The organism is Tenacibaculum sp. E3R01, assembly GCF_003318185.1.
GTDB classification, from domain to species: Bacteria; Bacteroidota; Bacteroidia; order Flavobacteriales; family Flavobacteriaceae; genus Polaribacter; species Polaribacter halocynthiae.
Map to the genome: position 1 here is coordinate 15,765 of NZ_QOCC01000026.1, position 18,467 is coordinate 34,231.

The 18,467-nt window shown below is 31.1% G+C and carries 13 protein-coding genes; 9 read left to right on the forward strand and 4 right to left on the reverse strand.

The features are described 5' to 3' along the window. The first annotated feature begins 3 nt into the window (after nt 1-3). The 9 genes from DS884_RS14980 to DS884_RS15020 all read left to right on the forward strand — a co-directional run bounded on the left by DS884_RS14980 (nt 4) and on the right by DS884_RS15020 (nt 13,829). Nucleotides 4-795 carry a precorrin-6A/cobalt-precorrin-6A reductase gene (locus DS884_RS14980; RefSeq protein ID WP_113787328.1) on the forward strand — a complete coding sequence of 264 codons (792 nt, stop codon included), beginning with the start codon at nt 4-6 and terminating at the stop codon, nt 793-795. Beyond that, nucleotides 786-1,871, forward strand: coding sequence for a cobalt-precorrin-5B (C(1))-methyltransferase CbiD (gene cbiD / locus DS884_RS14985; protein ID WP_113787329.1), 1,086 nt, complete (start codon nt 786-788; stop codon nt 1,869-1,871). Before DS884_RS14980 ends, cbiD begins: the two co-directional genes overlap by 10 nt. Then, nucleotides 1,868-2,584: a hypothetical protein gene (locus DS884_RS14990; RefSeq protein ID WP_093871579.1), complete on the forward strand. Its 717-nt coding sequence runs from the start codon at nt 1,868-1,870 to the stop codon at nt 2,582-2,584. Before cbiD ends, DS884_RS14990 begins: the two co-directional genes overlap by 4 nt. Continuing rightward, nucleotides 2,581-4,224, forward strand: a complete 1,644-nt coding sequence (locus DS884_RS14995; RefSeq protein ID WP_113787330.1) for an AAA family ATPase — start codon at nt 2,581-2,583, stop codon at nt 4,222-4,224. Before DS884_RS14990 ends, DS884_RS14995 begins: the two co-directional genes overlap by 4 nt. Nucleotides 4,225-4,235: 11 nt before the next feature. Then, nucleotides 4,236-5,552, forward strand: coding sequence for a cobyrinate a,c-diamide synthase (locus DS884_RS15000; RefSeq protein ID WP_158530851.1), 1,317 nt, complete (start codon nt 4,236-4,238; stop codon nt 5,550-5,552). Continuing rightward, nucleotides 5,549-6,139, forward strand: coding sequence for a cob(I)yrinic acid a,c-diamide adenosyltransferase (locus tag DS884_RS15005; RefSeq protein WP_113787332.1), 591 nt, complete (start codon nt 5,549-5,551; stop codon nt 6,137-6,139). Before DS884_RS15000 ends, DS884_RS15005 begins: the two co-directional genes overlap by 4 nt. A 63-nt stretch (nt 6,140-6,202) precedes the next feature. Then, the gene (gene cobW / locus DS884_RS15010) at nt 6,203-7,279 is read left to right on the forward strand and encodes a cobalamin biosynthesis protein CobW (protein WP_113787333.1); all 1,077 of its coding nucleotides are present in this window, start codon (nt 6,203-6,205) and stop codon (nt 7,277-7,279) included. Between the two features lie 63 nt (nt 7,280-7,342). Beyond that, the gene (gene cobN / locus DS884_RS15015; protein WP_113787334.1) at nt 7,343-11,089 is read left to right on the forward strand and encodes a cobaltochelatase subunit CobN; all 3,747 of its coding nucleotides are present in this window, start codon (nt 7,343-7,345) and stop codon (nt 11,087-11,089) included. Nucleotides 11,090-11,192: 103 nt separating this feature from the next. Next, nucleotides 11,193-13,829: a T9SS type A sorting domain-containing protein gene (locus tag DS884_RS15020; protein WP_113787335.1), complete on the forward strand. Its 2,637-nt coding sequence runs from the start codon at nt 11,193-11,195 to the stop codon at nt 13,827-13,829. 71 nt (nt 13,830-13,900) lie between these two features. Here DS884_RS15020 and DS884_RS15025 read toward each other — a convergent pair whose 3' ends face one another. From DS884_RS15025 to DS884_RS15040, 4 genes are all read right to left on the reverse strand, one after another. Further along, nucleotides 13,901-15,229: a leucine-rich repeat domain-containing protein gene (locus DS884_RS15025; RefSeq protein WP_113787336.1), complete on the reverse strand. Its 1,329-nt coding sequence runs from the start codon at nt 15,227-15,229 to the stop codon at nt 13,901-13,903. Between the two features lie 412 nt (nt 15,230-15,641). Then, nucleotides 15,642-16,325 (reverse strand): M15 family metallopeptidase, encoded by a 684-nt coding sequence (locus tag DS884_RS15030; protein ID WP_113787337.1) that lies wholly within the window; start codon nt 16,323-16,325, stop codon nt 15,642-15,644. Further along, nucleotides 16,303-17,388 (reverse strand): alanine/ornithine racemase family PLP-dependent enzyme, encoded by a 1,086-nt coding sequence (locus DS884_RS15035; RefSeq protein ID WP_113787338.1) that lies wholly within the window; start codon nt 17,386-17,388, stop codon nt 16,303-16,305. The genes DS884_RS15030 and DS884_RS15035 overlap by 23 nt, the downstream gene beginning before the upstream one ends. Continuing rightward, complete coding sequence (locus DS884_RS15040) at nt 17,385-18,464, reverse strand: DUF1611 domain-containing protein (protein ID WP_093871589.1); 1,080 nt, start codon at nt 18,462-18,464, stop codon at nt 17,385-17,387. Before DS884_RS15040 ends, DS884_RS15035 begins: the two co-directional genes overlap by 4 nt. Nucleotides 18,465-18,467 lie beyond the last annotated feature (3 nt).

Genomic DNA, 18,467 nt, shown 5'->3' on the forward strand with positions numbered 1-18,467 from the left:
AAAATGATATTAGTATTTGGAGGAACAACAGAAGGTAAAAAAGTAGCAACATTGCTTCAAGAGAAATCGATGCCTTTTGTGTACTCAACAAAAACAAATATTCCTTTTCAAGAAAATGATATTGCAAATTATAGATATGGAGCTTTAGATCAAAAACAGTTAGAAAAATATCTGCTAGAAAACGATGTGAAAATTATTATTAATGCTTCTCATCCTTTTGCTGAACTGCTCCATAATACAATTGCTAACGTAGCAGAAAGTTTACAAATACCAGTTATTCGATTTGGTAGAAAACTACTTCCAAGAACAATAAACCCATTAGTATCGTATGTAAATACTTATGATGATGCTTGTGAATTATTAGAAAAACATCAGGTAATACTGGCTTTAACAGGTGTTCAATCTATTAAAAGGTTAAAACCTTGGTGGCAAAAACAATCTATCTTTTTTAGAATACTGAACAGACCAGAATCCTTAGCTATTGCTGCTGAAAGCAACTTCCCAGAAAAACAATTGATCTTAGGTTTGCCTTCAGATAATTTGGAAAAAGAAATAGACTTAATTAACACAAAGTCTATCGATTTAATCTTAACAAAAGAAACAGGAAACAGTGGTTTTTTAAGCACAAAAATTAATGCTGCTTTAAAAACGGATACACAAATCATCATCATCACACAACCAGAAATCCCACCTTACTTTCAACAAATATTTAATGTAGTTGAGTTAGAAAACTTACTTACTAGTACGCAACGTTCATTATCGCTAACTAATAACACTACTGTAAAATGGGATTAAGAAAAGTACCTGAAGGTCCCTTAAGAGAAGGTTTTACAACCGGAACTTCTGCAACTGCAGCTGCTAAATCAGGATTGATGGCTATTATTCATCAAAAAAAGATTAATACAGTTAGTGTTCATTTACCTATTGATAAAGTTCTTGAAATACCAATTCATCATTGTGAGTTTACTGAAAACACCGCTAAATGTTCAGTTATTAAAGACGCTGGTGACGATCCTGATGTAACAAATGGAGCCGAAATTGGATGTATTTTAAAGTTAACGCAAGAAAAAGAAATACAGTTTATCGCAGGTGAAGGTGTTGGTACTGTTACGCTTAAAGGTTTGGAACTTGCTATAGGAGAGCCTGCTATTAATCCTGTACCTAGAAAAATGATTACTAGTGCTATTCAAAAGTTATTGCACGATTATGATTTAGAATGTGGTGTATCGGTAACCATATATGTTACGGATGGCAAAAAGTTAGCAAAACGTACACTTAATGAACGTGTAGGAATCATGAATGGTTTGTCTATTTTAGGTACAAGTGGTATCGTAAAACCCTACTCTTCCTCTTCATATATAGCAAGTATAGAACAAGGTATTGATGTTGCAACTGCTAATAACATTTCAGAGTTAGTTATTAATTCAGGCGCAAGAAGTGAAAAGTATTTATCTAATAAATTCAATCATTTACCTGAATATGCTTTTATCCATTACGGAAATTGGATTGGTGAAACACTCTCTAAAATAAATAAATCTCCCATTAAAAAAGTTAGCATTGGTATTATGCTAGGAAAAGCTGTAAAACTAGCTGGAGGAGTTACAGATACGCATAGTTGTGTTTCCAGCTGGAATAAAGATTTTGTCGTTGATTTAGCTCGTCAAGTTGGTTTTTATAAAGCTGATAAAATCAAAGAATTAAACATGGCTGGGAGGTTAATTGAATTATTTGATTTTGAACAAAACTCTCCTTTCTTTCAATTATTACTAGAACATTGTTACCAACATACACATATAAAAATTAAACAGGTAGAGTTAAGTATTTACCTTATACATAAAAACGGAACCCTTATTAAACATATTAAAAAATGACTTTAACTTCTTTAATTAGGCCTTTAATGGCTGGTATTTTACATTCATTTGAACCAGATCATGTTACAGCTGTTTCAGTACTAGCAACTGAAAACGCTATTAACAAAAAAAAGGTCAGCTTCAAAACTGTATTTAAAGCATCACAATGGGCTTTTGGTCATTCTGTAACCTTATTACTTTTTGGAGGAATTGCCTTACTATTTAAAAGCATGGCAACCCTTTTTGTAAATGATATTTCTTTCTATGCTGAGTTAGCAGTTGGGCCTATTATGATTTGGTTGGGAGTTGTAGCCATTAAAAGAAATCATGCTATTAATGAAATGGTAAATGATCATAAAAAGATTGAGCCACATGAGCATGAACTGTCTAACCCTATACATTTACATGGTACTAAAGGAGAAGAAATAGCTGTTAACCCAATGAATAAATCATTCTGGATTGGTATGTTACACGGTCTTGCAGGTACTGGAGGTGCATTAACATCTGCATTAGTTCTAAGTAGTACAACAGTAACAGACGCTATTCTAATTCTAGCAGTTGAATCATTAGGTATTATTATAGCAATGGGAGTTTACAGCTATGTATTAATAGCAGTAATGAGTCGTTTTTTAGAACGAAACTTAGCTATTTTTAAATGGATGAATGGTATTGCAGGAGTTGCTTCTGCTATTATTGGAGTTATATGGTTATATAATAGTATTTCTGGATTATGATAAAAGATCAAAAACATACTAATTTTCCTTTTTCAGCTATTGTTGGTCAAGATAATTTTAAACTAGCCCTTATTTTAAATTTAGTTGACCCTCTTATTGGCGGTGTACTAGCAATTGGAGATAAAGGAACTGGAAAGACTACATTAATTCGTTCGTTAACCAATTTAATGGGAGAACAACAAAATTATCCTTTTATTAACTTACCTATTGGTGTTTCTGAAGACAGACTTATTGGAAACATCGATCTAGAGCAATTGATAAATGCTAAAAAGGAAATCATTACCCCTGGTTTAATGGCAAAAGCACACCAAGGAGTTTTATATGTTGATGAGGTTAATTTATTACAAGATTACCTTACTGATATATTACTAGATGCTGCTGCTTCTGGTAATTATTATTTAGAAAGAGAAGGTGTATCACATTATTTTAAAAGTAGGTTTTGTTTAGTAGGCTCTATGAACCCGGAAGAAGGAAATCTAAGACCACAACTAAAAGATCGTTTTGGCTTGAGTGTTTTAATAAAAACACCAACCGACTCAAAAATACGTCAACAAATCATAAAGCAACGTTTTCAATTTGATGATAATCCTTCGCAATTTATTGATTCATACAAAGAGCAAAATGAAAAAATAGCTACGCGAATTAGCAATGCTAAAATAAAATTGAAATCTATAAAAATAGAAGATGCTATTATTGAGTATTGTAGTGAATTAGCGATCAAACATCAAGTAGAAGGACTACGTGCTGATATTTTATTAGTAAAAACAGCAAGAGCTTTTGCTGCATATCAAAACATTTCTGAAATAACTAAAGAAGCTGTCGATACTATTGCTGATTTCGTATTAAATCATCGAAAATCACAAACACCCCCTAATCAACAAAACGATTCTCAAAAACAAGAAAATAAATCTCAAGAACAATCTTCTGAAAACAATCCTTCAAAAGAAGAAAATATACATATTCGTATTCCTAAAAACACATTTCAAAAACAAAAAGAAAGCGCTTCTAATACCATACAGCAAGCTACAAATACTGTTAATAGTATAGATGGTAATATTTCAGTTACTGATACAAAAAAAACGGTAAGTCAATATTTAGCAACTGATAAATTCGAATTGAAAACGAAACGAAAAAATAACCTTTTAAAGCAACATCATATCTTTTTAATAGATTCTAGTGGTTCAATGTTAAAAGAGCAAATCATAGCTTATGCTAAAGGAGCAGTCAATAAAATCGCTGAAAACTCGAAAACTCAAAACACACAGTTTTCTATTGTGTCTCTATTTAATGGAGGAGCTCAATTAATTTTAAGTTATACTAGCATTTTACAAGAATTAGAAAACGTGTTAACAACACTTAAAACTGGAGGTAAAACAAGTTTAAAAGCCGGTTTTAAACAAGTTAAATCAATTTCTACTGACATAGATTACAACCACAATCTTCATATAATTACTGATGGTAAACTAAATACTGGAGACGATCTTGAAGCTACAGTATTGGCTTTTCAAACATTTTGTAAAGGAATAAAGAACACACAAGTAATAGATGCAGAAAAAGGATTTGTTAAAATTGGAGAAGCTTTAGAATTTTCAAATAGAATTAATGCCAACTATGAAGTTTTAATTACTGAAAATATATAAACCTAAGATACTTGACAAAACAGTTTATCATATCAGCACCCAATAGTAACGCAGGAAAAACCACCATTACCTTGGGATTATTACGTTTATTTAAACGTAAAAACATAGAAATACAACCTTTTAAAGTTGGTCCAGATTATATCGATCCAAAATTCCATGAATTAGCTTGTGGCAAAGTTGGTGTTAATTTAGATTTATTTATGATGTCTCAACAAGATATTGATACGAACTTATCTCATTACGGGAAAAAAGCTGATATTAACTGTATTGAAGGTGTAATGGGGTTATTTGATGGGGCTAAAAAGGATAGCGGTAGCACTGCCGAATTAGCAAAAAAACTCAAAACACCAGTAATACTTGTTGTAGACGCAAAAGCTGTTGCGTATTCTGTTGCTCCTCTCATTCAAGGTTTTATAAATTTTGATACCGATGTTAAAATAATTGGAGTTATTTTTAATCGTGTAGGTTCAGAAAGACATTATAGAATGCTAAAAGAAGCTTGTGATGACATCAATGTAAATTGCTTTGGTTATTTAGCTAATCTTAAAAATATTGAAATTCCATCAAGGCATTTAGGGTTAAATATTCAACAAATAGAAAAATTTGACGTTATTATTGATGAGATTGCTACCGAGCTAGAAAAAACACTAGACTGGAATGCTATTTTGGAAATTTCTAAAAAAGTGGAACCTATTCTTACTTCAACGCATAAAACAGTAGCTTCTAAAAATATAACATTTGCTATTGCTAAAGATGAAGCTTTCAATTTTATTTATCCCCATAATATAAATGCTATGAAACAAATGGGCGAAGTTATTTTTTTTAGCCCTATTCATGATTCTGAAATTCCAAAATGTGATTTTATATTTCTTCCAGGAGGCTACCCTGAAGCTTACTTAAAAGAACTTTCTTCTAATACTTCGATGTTAAAAAGCATCAAAACATTCGCTGAGAATAATGGCCAAGTTTATGCAGAATGTGGTGGAATGATGTATTTAGGGAAAGCTATTATTTCTGAAGAAAACAAACCTTTTAAAATGGTTAATTATTTTGATTTTGAATCGACCATAGCAGATAAAAAATTGCACTTAGGCTATAGAACAACCATAACAAATAACCACATTTTTAAAGGACACGAGTTTCATTATTCTAGTTTACAAAACGATAATGAAGCTACTATAAATGTAACAGTTTTAAACGCTAGAGATGGTAAAACTGATACTAAAATTCATAAAAAAAATAAAGTAATAGGTTCATACATACATCATTATTTTGGTACACCTGAAATACTATTACAATTAATTAACCAACTAAATAACGACATATGAAAATTTACACAAGAAAAGGAGACAAAGGAAGTACCGGCGTTTTTGGAGGAAAAAGAGAATTTAAAAACTCTGCTCGAATTGAATGTATTGGAACCTTGGATGAGGTAAATTCTACCATAGGTTTATTACGTTCTAAACTAGGAAATGACCATGAATGGCAACCAAATTTACATCGTATTCAAAAAGATATGATGAATATGATGTCGCATTTAGCACGCCCGTCGGATTCTAAAAAAGTAAATCCAAATCCTGAGCCTAAAGACGGTGCTGAATTTTGTGAACAATGGTTAGATGAAATGGAAGATAACATAAGTTCTCCTTCTGATTATTTTTTATTGCCTGGAGGAAATGAAATATCTGCACTTTGCCATGTTTGTAGAACGCAAGTAAGAAGAGGAGAACGACAATTGGTTACTTTAATGCAAGAAGATCCTGAATGTGTACATGACTATATTATGAGTTACGTAAACCGTATGTCTGACTTATTCTTTACCATGGCTAGAGCCGAAATGGACAAGCATGGTGTAGCTGAAGAAAAATGGAACCTTTTCTTATACAAGAGAAAGAAAAAAGCAGTAAAAAAATAATTCTGATTTTATTTCAGAATCAAATAAAAAACAATTCAATAGTAACAATTTATATTTTTAAAAATGAATAAGAAAATACCAATTACCATCGTTACCGGATTTTTAGGTGTAGGAAAAACTACCTTAGTACATAACATGTTAAGAAATGCCAATGGAAAGCGTATTGCTGTGTTGGTTAATGAATTTGGAGAAGTAGATGTAGATGGGCAATTAATTGCATCCTCAGAATGTGGTGATGACGATTGTAATTTAGTACAACTACCAAACGGTTGCATTTGCTGTACTGTACAAGAAGAGTTTTTACCTTCTATGTTACAATTATTAGAACGTAAAGAAGAAATTGACCACATCGTTATTGAAACTTCAGGTTTATCAATGCCTAAACCTTTAGTAAAAGCTGTTAATTGGCCAGATTTAAAACCTCATATAACTATAGATTCAGTGATTACAGTAGTAGATGCTGTAGGAATTGCAACAGGTGAAATTTGTGACAGAGAACGTGTGCAAGCACAACGTTTAGCAGATGATTCTTTAGATCATGAAACACCTATTGAGGAGTTATTTTTAGATCAATTATCATGTGCTGATTTAGTTTTAGTAAGCAAAAGAGATTTAGTTGACGATAAAAAATTTTCAGCAATAACTAAAATAGTAACCGCTAAAGCAAGACCAAATACTAAAATTATACCTGTAGAAAATGGAACGTTAGATAATAGTTTATTGTTAGGTATTGAAGCTTCTGCTGAAGATGATGTAGATAATCGTCATTCTATTCACGAAGAGCATCATAAGTCAGGAAATCACCACCATCATAATGATGATATTAAAACTATTTTGTTAGAGTATTCTGAAACAGCAGATATTAAAGCTTTAGTAAATGATTTAAAAGCATTGGTAGAAAAACATGAAATTTATAGAATTAAAGGTTTTGTTAACATTCCTAACAAACCTATGCGCATGGTTTTACAAGGTGTAGGTTCTCGTTTCGATTATTATTTTGAAAGACCTTGGGGAGCTAATGAAGAGCGTAAAACAAGTATCGTTGTTATTGGTAAAAATATAGAATTGACTGAAAAAAATGAAGTGATTACTCATGTTCATTCGCATAGTCATAGTCACAGTCACGGGCATTCTCATTAATAAATAATTTGCTTTTCTATTATATCAATAAATAGTATTTAGGTTTCATAAAAAATATAAAGCGTGCATTTAATTTCTACCATACCGGGCGGCTGGAATCCTAACGATGAAGGAGTATTTTACATCGATCAATCTCCTGGAGATATTGTTTTTTTATCTTCAGCAGATTCTGATTTATTTATGATGAATAATGCCTACAAATTAGTGCATAATTCTGTAGAAAATGCACCTTCATTTCGGTTTGCTAATCTTAGTTACTTTAAACAAGAATTAACTATAGATACGTATGTTGATAAGGTAATTTCTTCCGCTAAAATTGTTGTACTTAAACTTTTAGGAGGAAAAGCCTATTATAATTATTTATGTGAAGCTGTAACTGATTGTTGTCAAGAAAATAACATCCAATTAATATTCTTACCTGGTGATAACAAACCAGATTTAGAGTTAATGCAATCTTCTAACATTCCGTTAAAAAATGTTGATTTAATTTGGAAATACATCCAGTCAGGTGGTATAGAAAATTGTCAATCCGCTTTACAATTAATTAGTAATAGAATTAGTGATGTAGAAATAATACCTAATGCTATTAAAACGATTCCTAATTTATTTTTATATCACCCTAAAGAAGGAATTTATACTACAATAAAATCAAAAAGTAACCAAAAACAAGTCATTATTTTTGGATACCGAAGCTACTATTTATCTAATAATTTAGCACCTATACACAGTCTTATTAATGCATTAGAAACACAAGGTATTTCAGCTGTTGTTTTAATGGCTGCTGGCTATCGTGAGCATGATATTCAGCAACAAATATTCGACTTACTAAAACAACATCAAACAGAAAAACCTCAAATACTTATTAATACAACAGGTTTTAGTGTGCAAGGTTTTCACGAAACTACACAAAGTTTGTTTGCTATTTTTAATGTTCCTGTTATCCAAGCAATCATGGGAAGTTGTAATCGTGAAAGTTGGTTAGAAGGAAATTTCGGCTTACCTCCTACTGATATTGCAATGAATATTGCCCTACCAGAAGTGGATGGTAAAATTATCTCTAAAGTTATTTCATTTAAAGAATCCATAGAAAAAGACACTTTAACCGATTCTGAAGTTGTTTCTTATGTACCACATATTGAAGGATGCCAATTTGTTGCTAAAATGGCAAAAGCTTGGATAAATCTTCAGAATAAAAATAATTCAGAAAAGAAAATCGCTTTAGTTTTACCAAATTATCCTAATAAAAATAGCCGTTTAGCAAATGGTGTTGGTTTAGATACTCCACAAAGTACCTTGCAAATATTAGCGCAATTAGCTGATGAACATTACGAATTAGCTGCTAATTACCCCACAACAACTAACGAACTTATAAATAAATTAACCGATGCTGTTACCAATGATGTAGAGACTATAAATACTTTAAATGAGCGTAAAACAATTCGTTTAGAAGAAAGTATTTTTTGTGAATATTACAATCAATTATCTCCAACACTTCGAAATACTCTAGAAGCACAATGGGGACAACCAAATGAATCTCCTAATTACAAAGAAGGCGCTTTTTTAATTCCCGGGTTTATATCTAAAAACATATTTGTTAGTATTCAACCAAGTAGAGGATATAATTTAGATTTACAAGCAAGTTATCATTCACCAGACTTACCTCCTCCTCCAGCCTATTTAGCCTATTATATTTGGTTACAATACAGTTTTAATGCAGATGCTTTAGTACATATTGGAAAACACGGAAACTTAGAATGGTTACCTGGAAAAAGTGTTGCTTTAAGTGAAGAAACTTGTTTTCCTGCTGCTATTTTAGGTCCGATTCCTCATTTTTACCCTTTTATTATTAATGATCCAGGAGAAGGAACACAGGCTAAAAGAAGAAATCAAGCAATTATATTAGATCATTTAATTCCGCCAATGACACGAGCTGAGAATTATGGTGATTTACTAAAGTTAGAGCTTTTAATTGATGAGTTTTACGAATCGGCTTTAGTTGATAGAAAGCGTGCTACATTGATTAAAACTAAAATTGAAAACCTTGTAAATGAAACCCATCTTAAAACAGATTTAAATCAAGATGGAAAAGATATTGACGCTTTATTAGAAGTAATTGACGGTTATTTATGTGAATTAAAAGAGTCACAAATTAGAGGAGGGCTACATATTTTAGGAAAATTACCCCGACAAGAAAAACTAGTCGATTTAATTGTTGCTTTACATCGTTTGCCTCAAGGAGGCTTAAAAGGAATTACACAATGTTTATCTGAAGATTTACAACTTAATTTCGACCCAATTAACGTTACTTATTCTGATATATTTGAAAAAGAGATTTTTGGTATTTCTTGTAGAACCTTCGGGCAAGCTGTTGAACTTTTAGAAAATAAATCTAAAAACATCATTAGTCAATTAATATGTGGAAATACCATTCCTAAAATTGGAGAATCTACTCATGAATTGATTAATTATATAAAATTACATACTCTACCAGTATTACAGAAAACAAGTAATGAAATTGGAAATTTAATTAAAGGGTTAAATGGACAGTATGTTCCTGCAGGTGGATCTGGTGCGCCAACCAGAGGTAGATTAGACATTTTACCTACTGGAAGAAATTTTTATTCAGTTGATGTACGTACTATTCCTTCTGAAACTGCGTATCAATTAGGTCAAAAAAGTGCTCAGAATATTATTGATCGTTACTTACAAGAAAATGGAGAATATCCTACTTCTATTGGGTTATCTGTTTGGGGTACCTCAACAATGCGAACTAGTGGAGATGATATTGCACAAGCACTAGCTTTGATAGGAGTTAAACCTATTTGGCAAGGAAGTAACCGACGGGTTAAAGACTTCAAAGTGCTTTCAACTCTAGAACTTAAAAGACCAAGAATAGATGTAATGTTACGTATTTCTGGTTTTTTTAGAGATGCTTTTCCTGATATAATTTCCCTATTTAATGCTGCTATTGAAAAAGTGGCAGAATTAGATGAAACTGATGAACAAAACCCTATAAAAAAACGTGTAGCTGCTGAAAGGAAAGAATGGCAGAACCAAGGGTTAGATGACAAGCAAGCCAATGAACGAGCTTTATATCGTGTGTTTGGTTCAAAACCTGGTGCATATGGCGCTGGATTACAAGGCTTAATTGATGGAAAAAACTGGACGACTTCAGATGATTTAGCGCAGGCTTATATCAATTGGAGTGGTTATGCTTACTCTGGTAAAAACAACAGTGGTAAGTCTGCACATGAAACCTTTAAAAAACGATTATCCTCTATTGAAGTGGTTATGCAGAATCAAGACAATAGAGAACATGATATTTTAGACTCTGATGATTATTATCAATTTCAAGGAGGAATGACAGCTGCTGTTAACACCATAAAAGGATCACAACCTGAAACTTATTTTGGAGATCATTCCCGACCTGATAATCCGAAGGTAAAATCTTTAAAAGAAGAATTATTAAAAGTCTTTAGATCTCGAGTAGTCAATCCAAAATGGATGCAAGGTATGCGAGAACATGGCTATAAAGGTGCTTTTGAAATGGCAGCTACTATGGATTATCTTTTTGCTTATGATGCTACTACCAATTTAATAGAAGATTTTATGTATGAACAAATTACTGAAAATTATTTGTTTAATGATGAAAATAAAGCTTTTATAGAAGAACATAATCCTTGGGCTTTAAAAGATATGTCTGAACGAATGTTAGAAGCTGTTCAAAGAGGAATGTGGGAAAATCCTTCAGAAGAAATCGTACATGAATTAAAGGAAATTTATAAAAAATCAGATGCTATCACTGAATAAAGAAGTTATTTATATCAATACATATTATTCGATAAACAATTTATTAAAATAGTTATTAAAAAATAAATTACCTTTATTGCTTTAACCCCTATCCCCTTTTATTATGAGACAATTAAGTATTTACTTACTTACTTTGATGATTATTTTCTCTTGTAAACTTGAGAAAAAAGACTCCGTAAGTATTCCTCAAAAGCATAAAAAAGAAAAAAAAGAAGAGAACCCTGATAAATATGCCATCTGGACAGAGGCTCAAGCTGCTAGGCATCAAAAGATATTACAAAAGCTAACTACTTCTGCTAAAAAATTTAACCATAAAAAAGGAAGTTCTACTAGTTATGCGAATGGTAATTTAAACGGTTCTTGGATAAATAGAGGCCCTAAAAATATGCCTGGCGCCTTTAAATTTGCTGAGATGTTAGAAGGTACCGATATTATTTATGGAGTAACTCACAATCACTACGCTGGTGAGTTTAATTCAAAAGCTTATATTTTTAAAGGAACTGTATACAACCCAAAAACAGGGAAAGGCGGTGACGATTTTACATTACTTACTGCTAATTGGCCAAACAGGTATCAAAACTTATTTGCTTTTAAAATTGGAGCTACTACCCGATTAATAGCACACATTGAAAATGGTCCTTTATACTATTCAGATGATGAAGGAACCACTTGGGCTCGCTCAAATGGATTACCTGATGCTAATACAAGTTCAGCTATTAACAGACAAGACAATCATACTATATATGTAACCAATGGTCAAAAAATATACATATCTACCGATAAAGGAATTAACTTTACTCTACTAAAAGATTACGGTTCTCCTAAAAAAAGTAGTTTTTTATATACTCCAAGGTTTTCAGCACAACCAAATTCTAATACAGTTTATTTAGCTAGAAATGGTTCTTTTTATCAATTAAACAACGCTAAAACTGATTTTACATTATCAGGAACTTATATAAACAGTCATGGTAATCGTCAATTTAGTATTGGAGGTGATAGTAGAGTTCTTTATATTACTGAAAACAAAAACTATTGGGTATCTACTGATCATGGTAAAACTTGGACTAGTAAATCACCGAAAGGAAATTGGTACGGAGATAGAACTGGAAAAATGTCACCAGGTAAATTCTTTGCTGTACACCCGGAAAATCCAAATATTTCTATTGCAGGATATGCACAACCAGTAATTTCTTTAGATAAACTAGATACCGATTTGTCAACAACCAGTGGCTGGGGAAGATATCAAAATGGAACACATTTAAAGGCTGAAGACTATTATAATAGGATTCGATTTAATTATCATCCAGATTTTCAAGCTTCGCACTTTTTTTACAATAGCTCTGGCGATTTGTTTTCTGCTAGGTGTTCAGATGGCGGTATTTTTATTTCTTATAAAGAATGGAAAAGCTTTCCAAATGAAGGTACAGCATTTGATAATTCAGGATATGCCAATGCTCACTACATTAATTTAAATGTATTAAATACCATAAATCCTTTAATTTATAGAGAAAATATTTTTACAGGCGCTAACAATCCAAATCACATTTACTATAGCACTCAAGATCAAGGAAGTGGAAGTATTATAAGTGATACGAACAATGAAACACTAGATTTTTACCAAAGTATTGGAGGTGATGGACCTCCAATAGATAGTTATGATGGTAAACATGCTTGGAAATGGCAACGAGAAGGTAAAAAAGTATATGCTCCGGTAAAGATATATAGTAATACTGGAAGTTTTCAATCTATAGGAAAAATCAACTCCCTTTTTAAAGAAGAGAATTCTGTTAGTTTTACCAAAAAATCAGAAATGGGTTGGGTACAAACATATATAGACCATGCTGATTCAGATAAAAATATGTGGATTTTAGCTCAAGATTTAAATAGAGTTACTTGGGATGGTACAAATATTACTTCACACATAATTAATAAAGGTAATAACCATGTAGCTGCGCTTGCTCAAGCTACAGGAAATCCAAATAAATTATACATGCTTCAAGATAGCAAAGTATTTATTTCAACAGATAGGGGGACTTCATTTAATACCTCAGCTGATACTCCTTTTTCTTTAACAAATGAATCTTGGGGAAAAGGTGATATAGGTAGTGGAGTTGTATTACCTACTAACGATAATTGGATTTTATTTTGTGGCCCAAGTACCAATAATGTTGGTGCTATTTTATCAAAAGATGGAGGACAAACTTGGATTGATGTTACAGGAGATTTTCCTAGTGGAATTGATGCACAAACAGGAGGAATGGTAGCTACACCTAATGGTAAATTTGTATTTGCAGGTACAGATATTGGTCCTTATGTTTTTGATGTTACTAATGAAAAATGGTATTCTTTAGCGGAAGGTATTGGTTTTTTTAATGCAATGGATGTTGATTACATTCCCGCTATAAATACGGTTCGTTTTGCTTCATGGGGATCAGGAATTTTAGATTTTAAAATTGAAACGAAATCATTAGGTGTAAATGATCATACTTTAAATACATTGACACTTTTCCCTAACCCTGCTAAGGATTTTGTAACAATCAATTTAGAATCTTTATTAATCAATAAAGTAACCATTGAAGTTTTTACACTTCAAGGAAAAAGAGTGATTCATAAAAAAGGAATTTCTTTCATTAATAAAAAAACCACACTAAATACTTCTAAACTTGTGGCTGGAATATACCTAATTACTATTACTGATGAAAACAATAACAAAGCGACTAAAAAAATGATTATAGAATAGCTTTTTTCTAAACTTATCAATAAAAAACACAAGTAACTTAAATTAGTTACTTGTGTTTTCTTTTTTTAATATTATTTAACAAGTACTCTCTTTGTACAAGTACCTTCTTTAAAATTTAGTTTTAAAATATATACACCACTAGGAATAATATTTGTAGCTATTTTATTGCCTCTGCCTTTTGTAGCAATAATACCGTAAATATCATACATAATGTATCCCAGTAATTTGCTGTTTTTTGGGTACTTTACTGTAATCTCCTCTGCTGTAGTAATTACTTGTACAGCATTCGATATATCACCTGCTACAAAATTTTCTGTAACTGAATTAAATCCAGTCCACAAAGCCCCAGGGTCTGTAACATATGCTCCTATAGTACCCGATGGTATGTACAAATTTATAGTACTACGGTTGTAACCAAAAGAATCTCCTGAACCAGTAAAAATTGTTGGTGGTACTGTAGCTAATGAAGTTACACTTGTTAAAGGGTTTGAAGCAAATGCTTCAGCTTCGATGGTATCTACATTACTTGGTATAGTTATATTTGTTAAGTTATTGCCACTAAATGCCCACATCCTTATTTTTGTTACAGAATTAGGAATTACAATACTAGAAAGATTATTACTTTGAAAAGTAGCACCTCCTATAAATGTAATCGTATTTGGAAGAGTTACACTAGTAAGTTGGTTACTTTGAAATGCCCCATTACCTATATACGTTACACTATTAGGAATAAAAATACTTGATAAATTATTACTATTAAAAGAATTAGCACCTATACTCGTTATAGTGTTAGGAATAGTGATACTTGTTAATTCATTATACTTAAAAAGTGTACTTGAAATACTTGTCATTCCACTAGAGATAGTTGCACTCGTAATTTCATTATTTTCAAAAGCTCCATTTCCAACAGTTATAATATTATTTGGAAGTATTACACTTGCAATTTGGTTATTTTTAAAAGCTTCATAACCAATAATTGTAAGAGCAGAAGAGAAAGAAATGTCCGTTAATAAATTATCCTTAAAAGCCTTATAACCAATACTAATTACACTATCAGGAATTAGTACATTTGTTAAATAATTATCTTCAAAAGCTCCATTTCTAATACTAATTACGCTATTAGGAATTGTTACATTTACTAATGAATTGTATTTAAAAGCATTTGCTCCAATTTCTGTAACACTATAAGTTATGCCAATACCTCCGGTGCCCAATATATGCCTAGTAACTGAACTAGGAATTACAACTGTTGTTCCACCAGTTGTATTATAATCTATAACTTTTACTTTATTGGGTTGAGTAGATATTACTTCATAAGTTAATTTTCCTGAAATAAAAGTTTGTGAATGCCCTACTATAGATATAAACAGTAAGGTGACAATAAGTAATGTTTTTTTCATAAGATTTGTTTTAGTTATTATTTATCATAAAACTATATCAAACCAATGAAGAGAAAAACAGAAAAACTATTTCGGTTAACTCTAAATAAATATATGTAATACTAGAAGTAATATGCGTAAAATTGAAATATTAATGTTATTCCTCTTAAAAATATTTAATATTTACGAATCATTTTTAAAAGTAGCTAGTCTTTATTTGGTTCTATATAATTAATCAAAAATGATTATTTCAAACTAACATGTTTAATAAGTCCTTTCTTTTTAATCGTTCAGATATTATCGTAGTAGATAATGTTTTTTTTGCACTGATTGTTCTTTTCTACTTGAACAATAATACCTTTCATTTTCTAATGAAACTATTTTTAACCTAAAAATTAATTTTTAGGTTAAAAAATAAGAATAGAATAAATTTTTAAATCACTTCATCAATTATCCCATATAATGCAAAATCTTTTTCTTTTTCAATAGCCCAAATAACATTTCCATAATCAAAATGCCAATATTCTTTAGGATCGCATACAAAGCCTTCTCCTTCAAATAAGCCAATTAATAAAGCTCTATTTTTTTTTGCTTCTTCACTAATTTCAGGATGATAAGGATAACATTTTTTTGAAAGAACAATATCATACCCTTGGTTTGTCCCAAAATCCATCACACAATTTTTAGTAATGTCATAAATTAATGCATCTATAGATCCTCCTGTAGCATGCATTGACTTTGAAGGTGGGGCAATAAAATAACTAACTATCTCTTTAACCTCATCGTAAGATTTTTCTGGATGCTCTTTTTCAAATAATTTCAATTTAGTATCCCATAGAATCTGTTGATGATCAAAAGATCTCCATGCAGAACGAATAATCAATATTTTATTTTGAATATCTAACTTCTTAGTTATTCGTTCTATTTTTCCCAAGATACCTTCTCTAACTAGGTACATATAATCCGCAGATATTGAAGGCTCAAAAATCAAATTAAAATCTGTATTCATTAAACTCTTTAAAGGTGAATGATTCTCTCGAATCCAAATTGAAGGAGTTAAAAGTTTATTTTTACTATCCTTTTTTTCAACTGATTCACAGTACACTTTCTCTTTCATTAAAATTGATTATATTTTTAGTTATATATGATGAATTTAATGCTCCTAATAAAGCATTGTAGTTCAAGTCAAATTCTACGATATCACCTACTCTTAAATTTGATTTAGTATTATCTATCACGATATGATCACTACTTGCTCCCAAAACAAATACATTTTGTCTAGGAGTAATACCAGCAACAGCAACATCTTGTTGTCCGATAGCTAAAATAGCCCTCCTCATTAAACCATCATCTTTAAATTTTGGGATTTTACCATTGACATTTTGATATACTACACCATAAGGTTGTGAAGGCTTTATTTTTGATTCTATTACTTCTGCTACTAATGTAAAAGCATCTCCAAAAAGACCTGGAATTGCTGATCTACAAAGTGATTCTGTACCTAAAAAAATAGATTCTCCTATGCGTAAGTTATTTACTCTACCTAGATTTTTTGAAGTTTTAAACCAAAAAAAATTTGCTGAATTTCCGCCAGAGATAATAGTTAAAATAATATTAAATTTTTTTTCTAAATGAATAGTTATTAAAGAAAGCTCATTCATCTTATCAGTATCTGGTTTTATTCCACCAAAACAAGCAAGATTTGTTCCTACACCTATCAAAAGCAGCCCTTTTAATTCTAATACTTCTTTTACTATATTATCCATTTCTAAAGGCATAATCCCCTCTCGTAAATCTCCCAACTCTACCATAAGAATTATTTTATGCACAATATGATTCCTTAAGGCATATTTTGAAAGTTCTTTTAGAACTGTTAGCTCAGTATTTAAACTTATATCTGTATGATTAACAACTTTTTCTGCTAGACTCAAAGAAGGTGTTCTAAGTAACAAGTACTGTGCACTTATACCTTTTCTACGCATTTTTATAATATTCTCAAGTCTGGAATCTGCAAGAATTTCAATACCGTTTTTTACTAAAACAGCTGCAATTATTGGATTGCCTCCTATAACTTTAGTTACTCCAGTAACATAAATTCCTTTAGTACGATATAATCTTTTTAACTGTTTGACATTATGAGCAATTTTTCTAAGGTCAATATCTATTCTAGGAAGGCTCAAACCAGTTTCGGATCTCTTTTTAACTCCGGAAATGTTTTCATTAATATTCTTATTAGTTTATCACATCCATATTTTAAAACATCTGTTGTAGGTAATCGGTGGATAGCTTCATATTTTATAACGGCATTGTTTACTTCAACATCGTTCATATCCTCATGGTTAATAGTAATGGCAATTACTTTTGATTTAGAAAAAACTTCTATCATTTCTATCTCTTTTCCTAATGTTAACATTGCTATATCTGGGTAATCGCAATAATATTTTCTTTTTGGAGGATGCTGGATAATAATTGCATTAGGCATTGATCCTCGTAAAATTGCACTTGATGATGTAAATGCAGGGTGACTTAAAGCTCCTTGTCCTTCTACAATAATAATATCAGGATTTTCTTTCTCGTAAGCATTAAGAATAGCATTTTCAACCTCTCCTGTAGCAAAACCTGATGTTAAAACATCTATTGCCACACCATATTTAGATCCTTGGAGTAAACCTGTTTGACCAGTAGTTACAAAAACTGCTTGTAAACCTTCATTTTTAAGTGCTTCTACTAAAAGTAATGCAGATGTTCTTTTTCCTACAGCGCAATCAGTCCCCATTACGGTAATTATTGGAGTTTTTATTTCTTGTATACGTCCTGTAAAATTATGTAACTTTTTACGATCTGGTGGTTTTCTTACATCTTGAATAGTAACTCCATATTTGTGAGCCATATCTCTAAATTGGGTATTATCATTTAAAAATTCTGGCATACCATTAACAATATTCATTTTGTTTTTAATAGCTAAAAAAAAAATGTTCTTTTGTTCATTATTCAAAAAAGATGTGAGTGGTGCAATACCATAAATAAAATATTTAGGGCTATTTTCCAATTCTTTTAAAGCGCTTTCTAAACTTTTAAAAATTGGAATTTTATTTCTTACCCCATCCAGACATTCACCTGAATCTTCACCAGTTTTAGAACTATCTATAACTCCTACAATTTTATAGGTATCAGATTGCCTTATTAAACCATTTGCTACTTTCCCATCTACCTTACCAAACTCCTTTTCACAATAAATTAATGCTTCTGGTTTCATTAT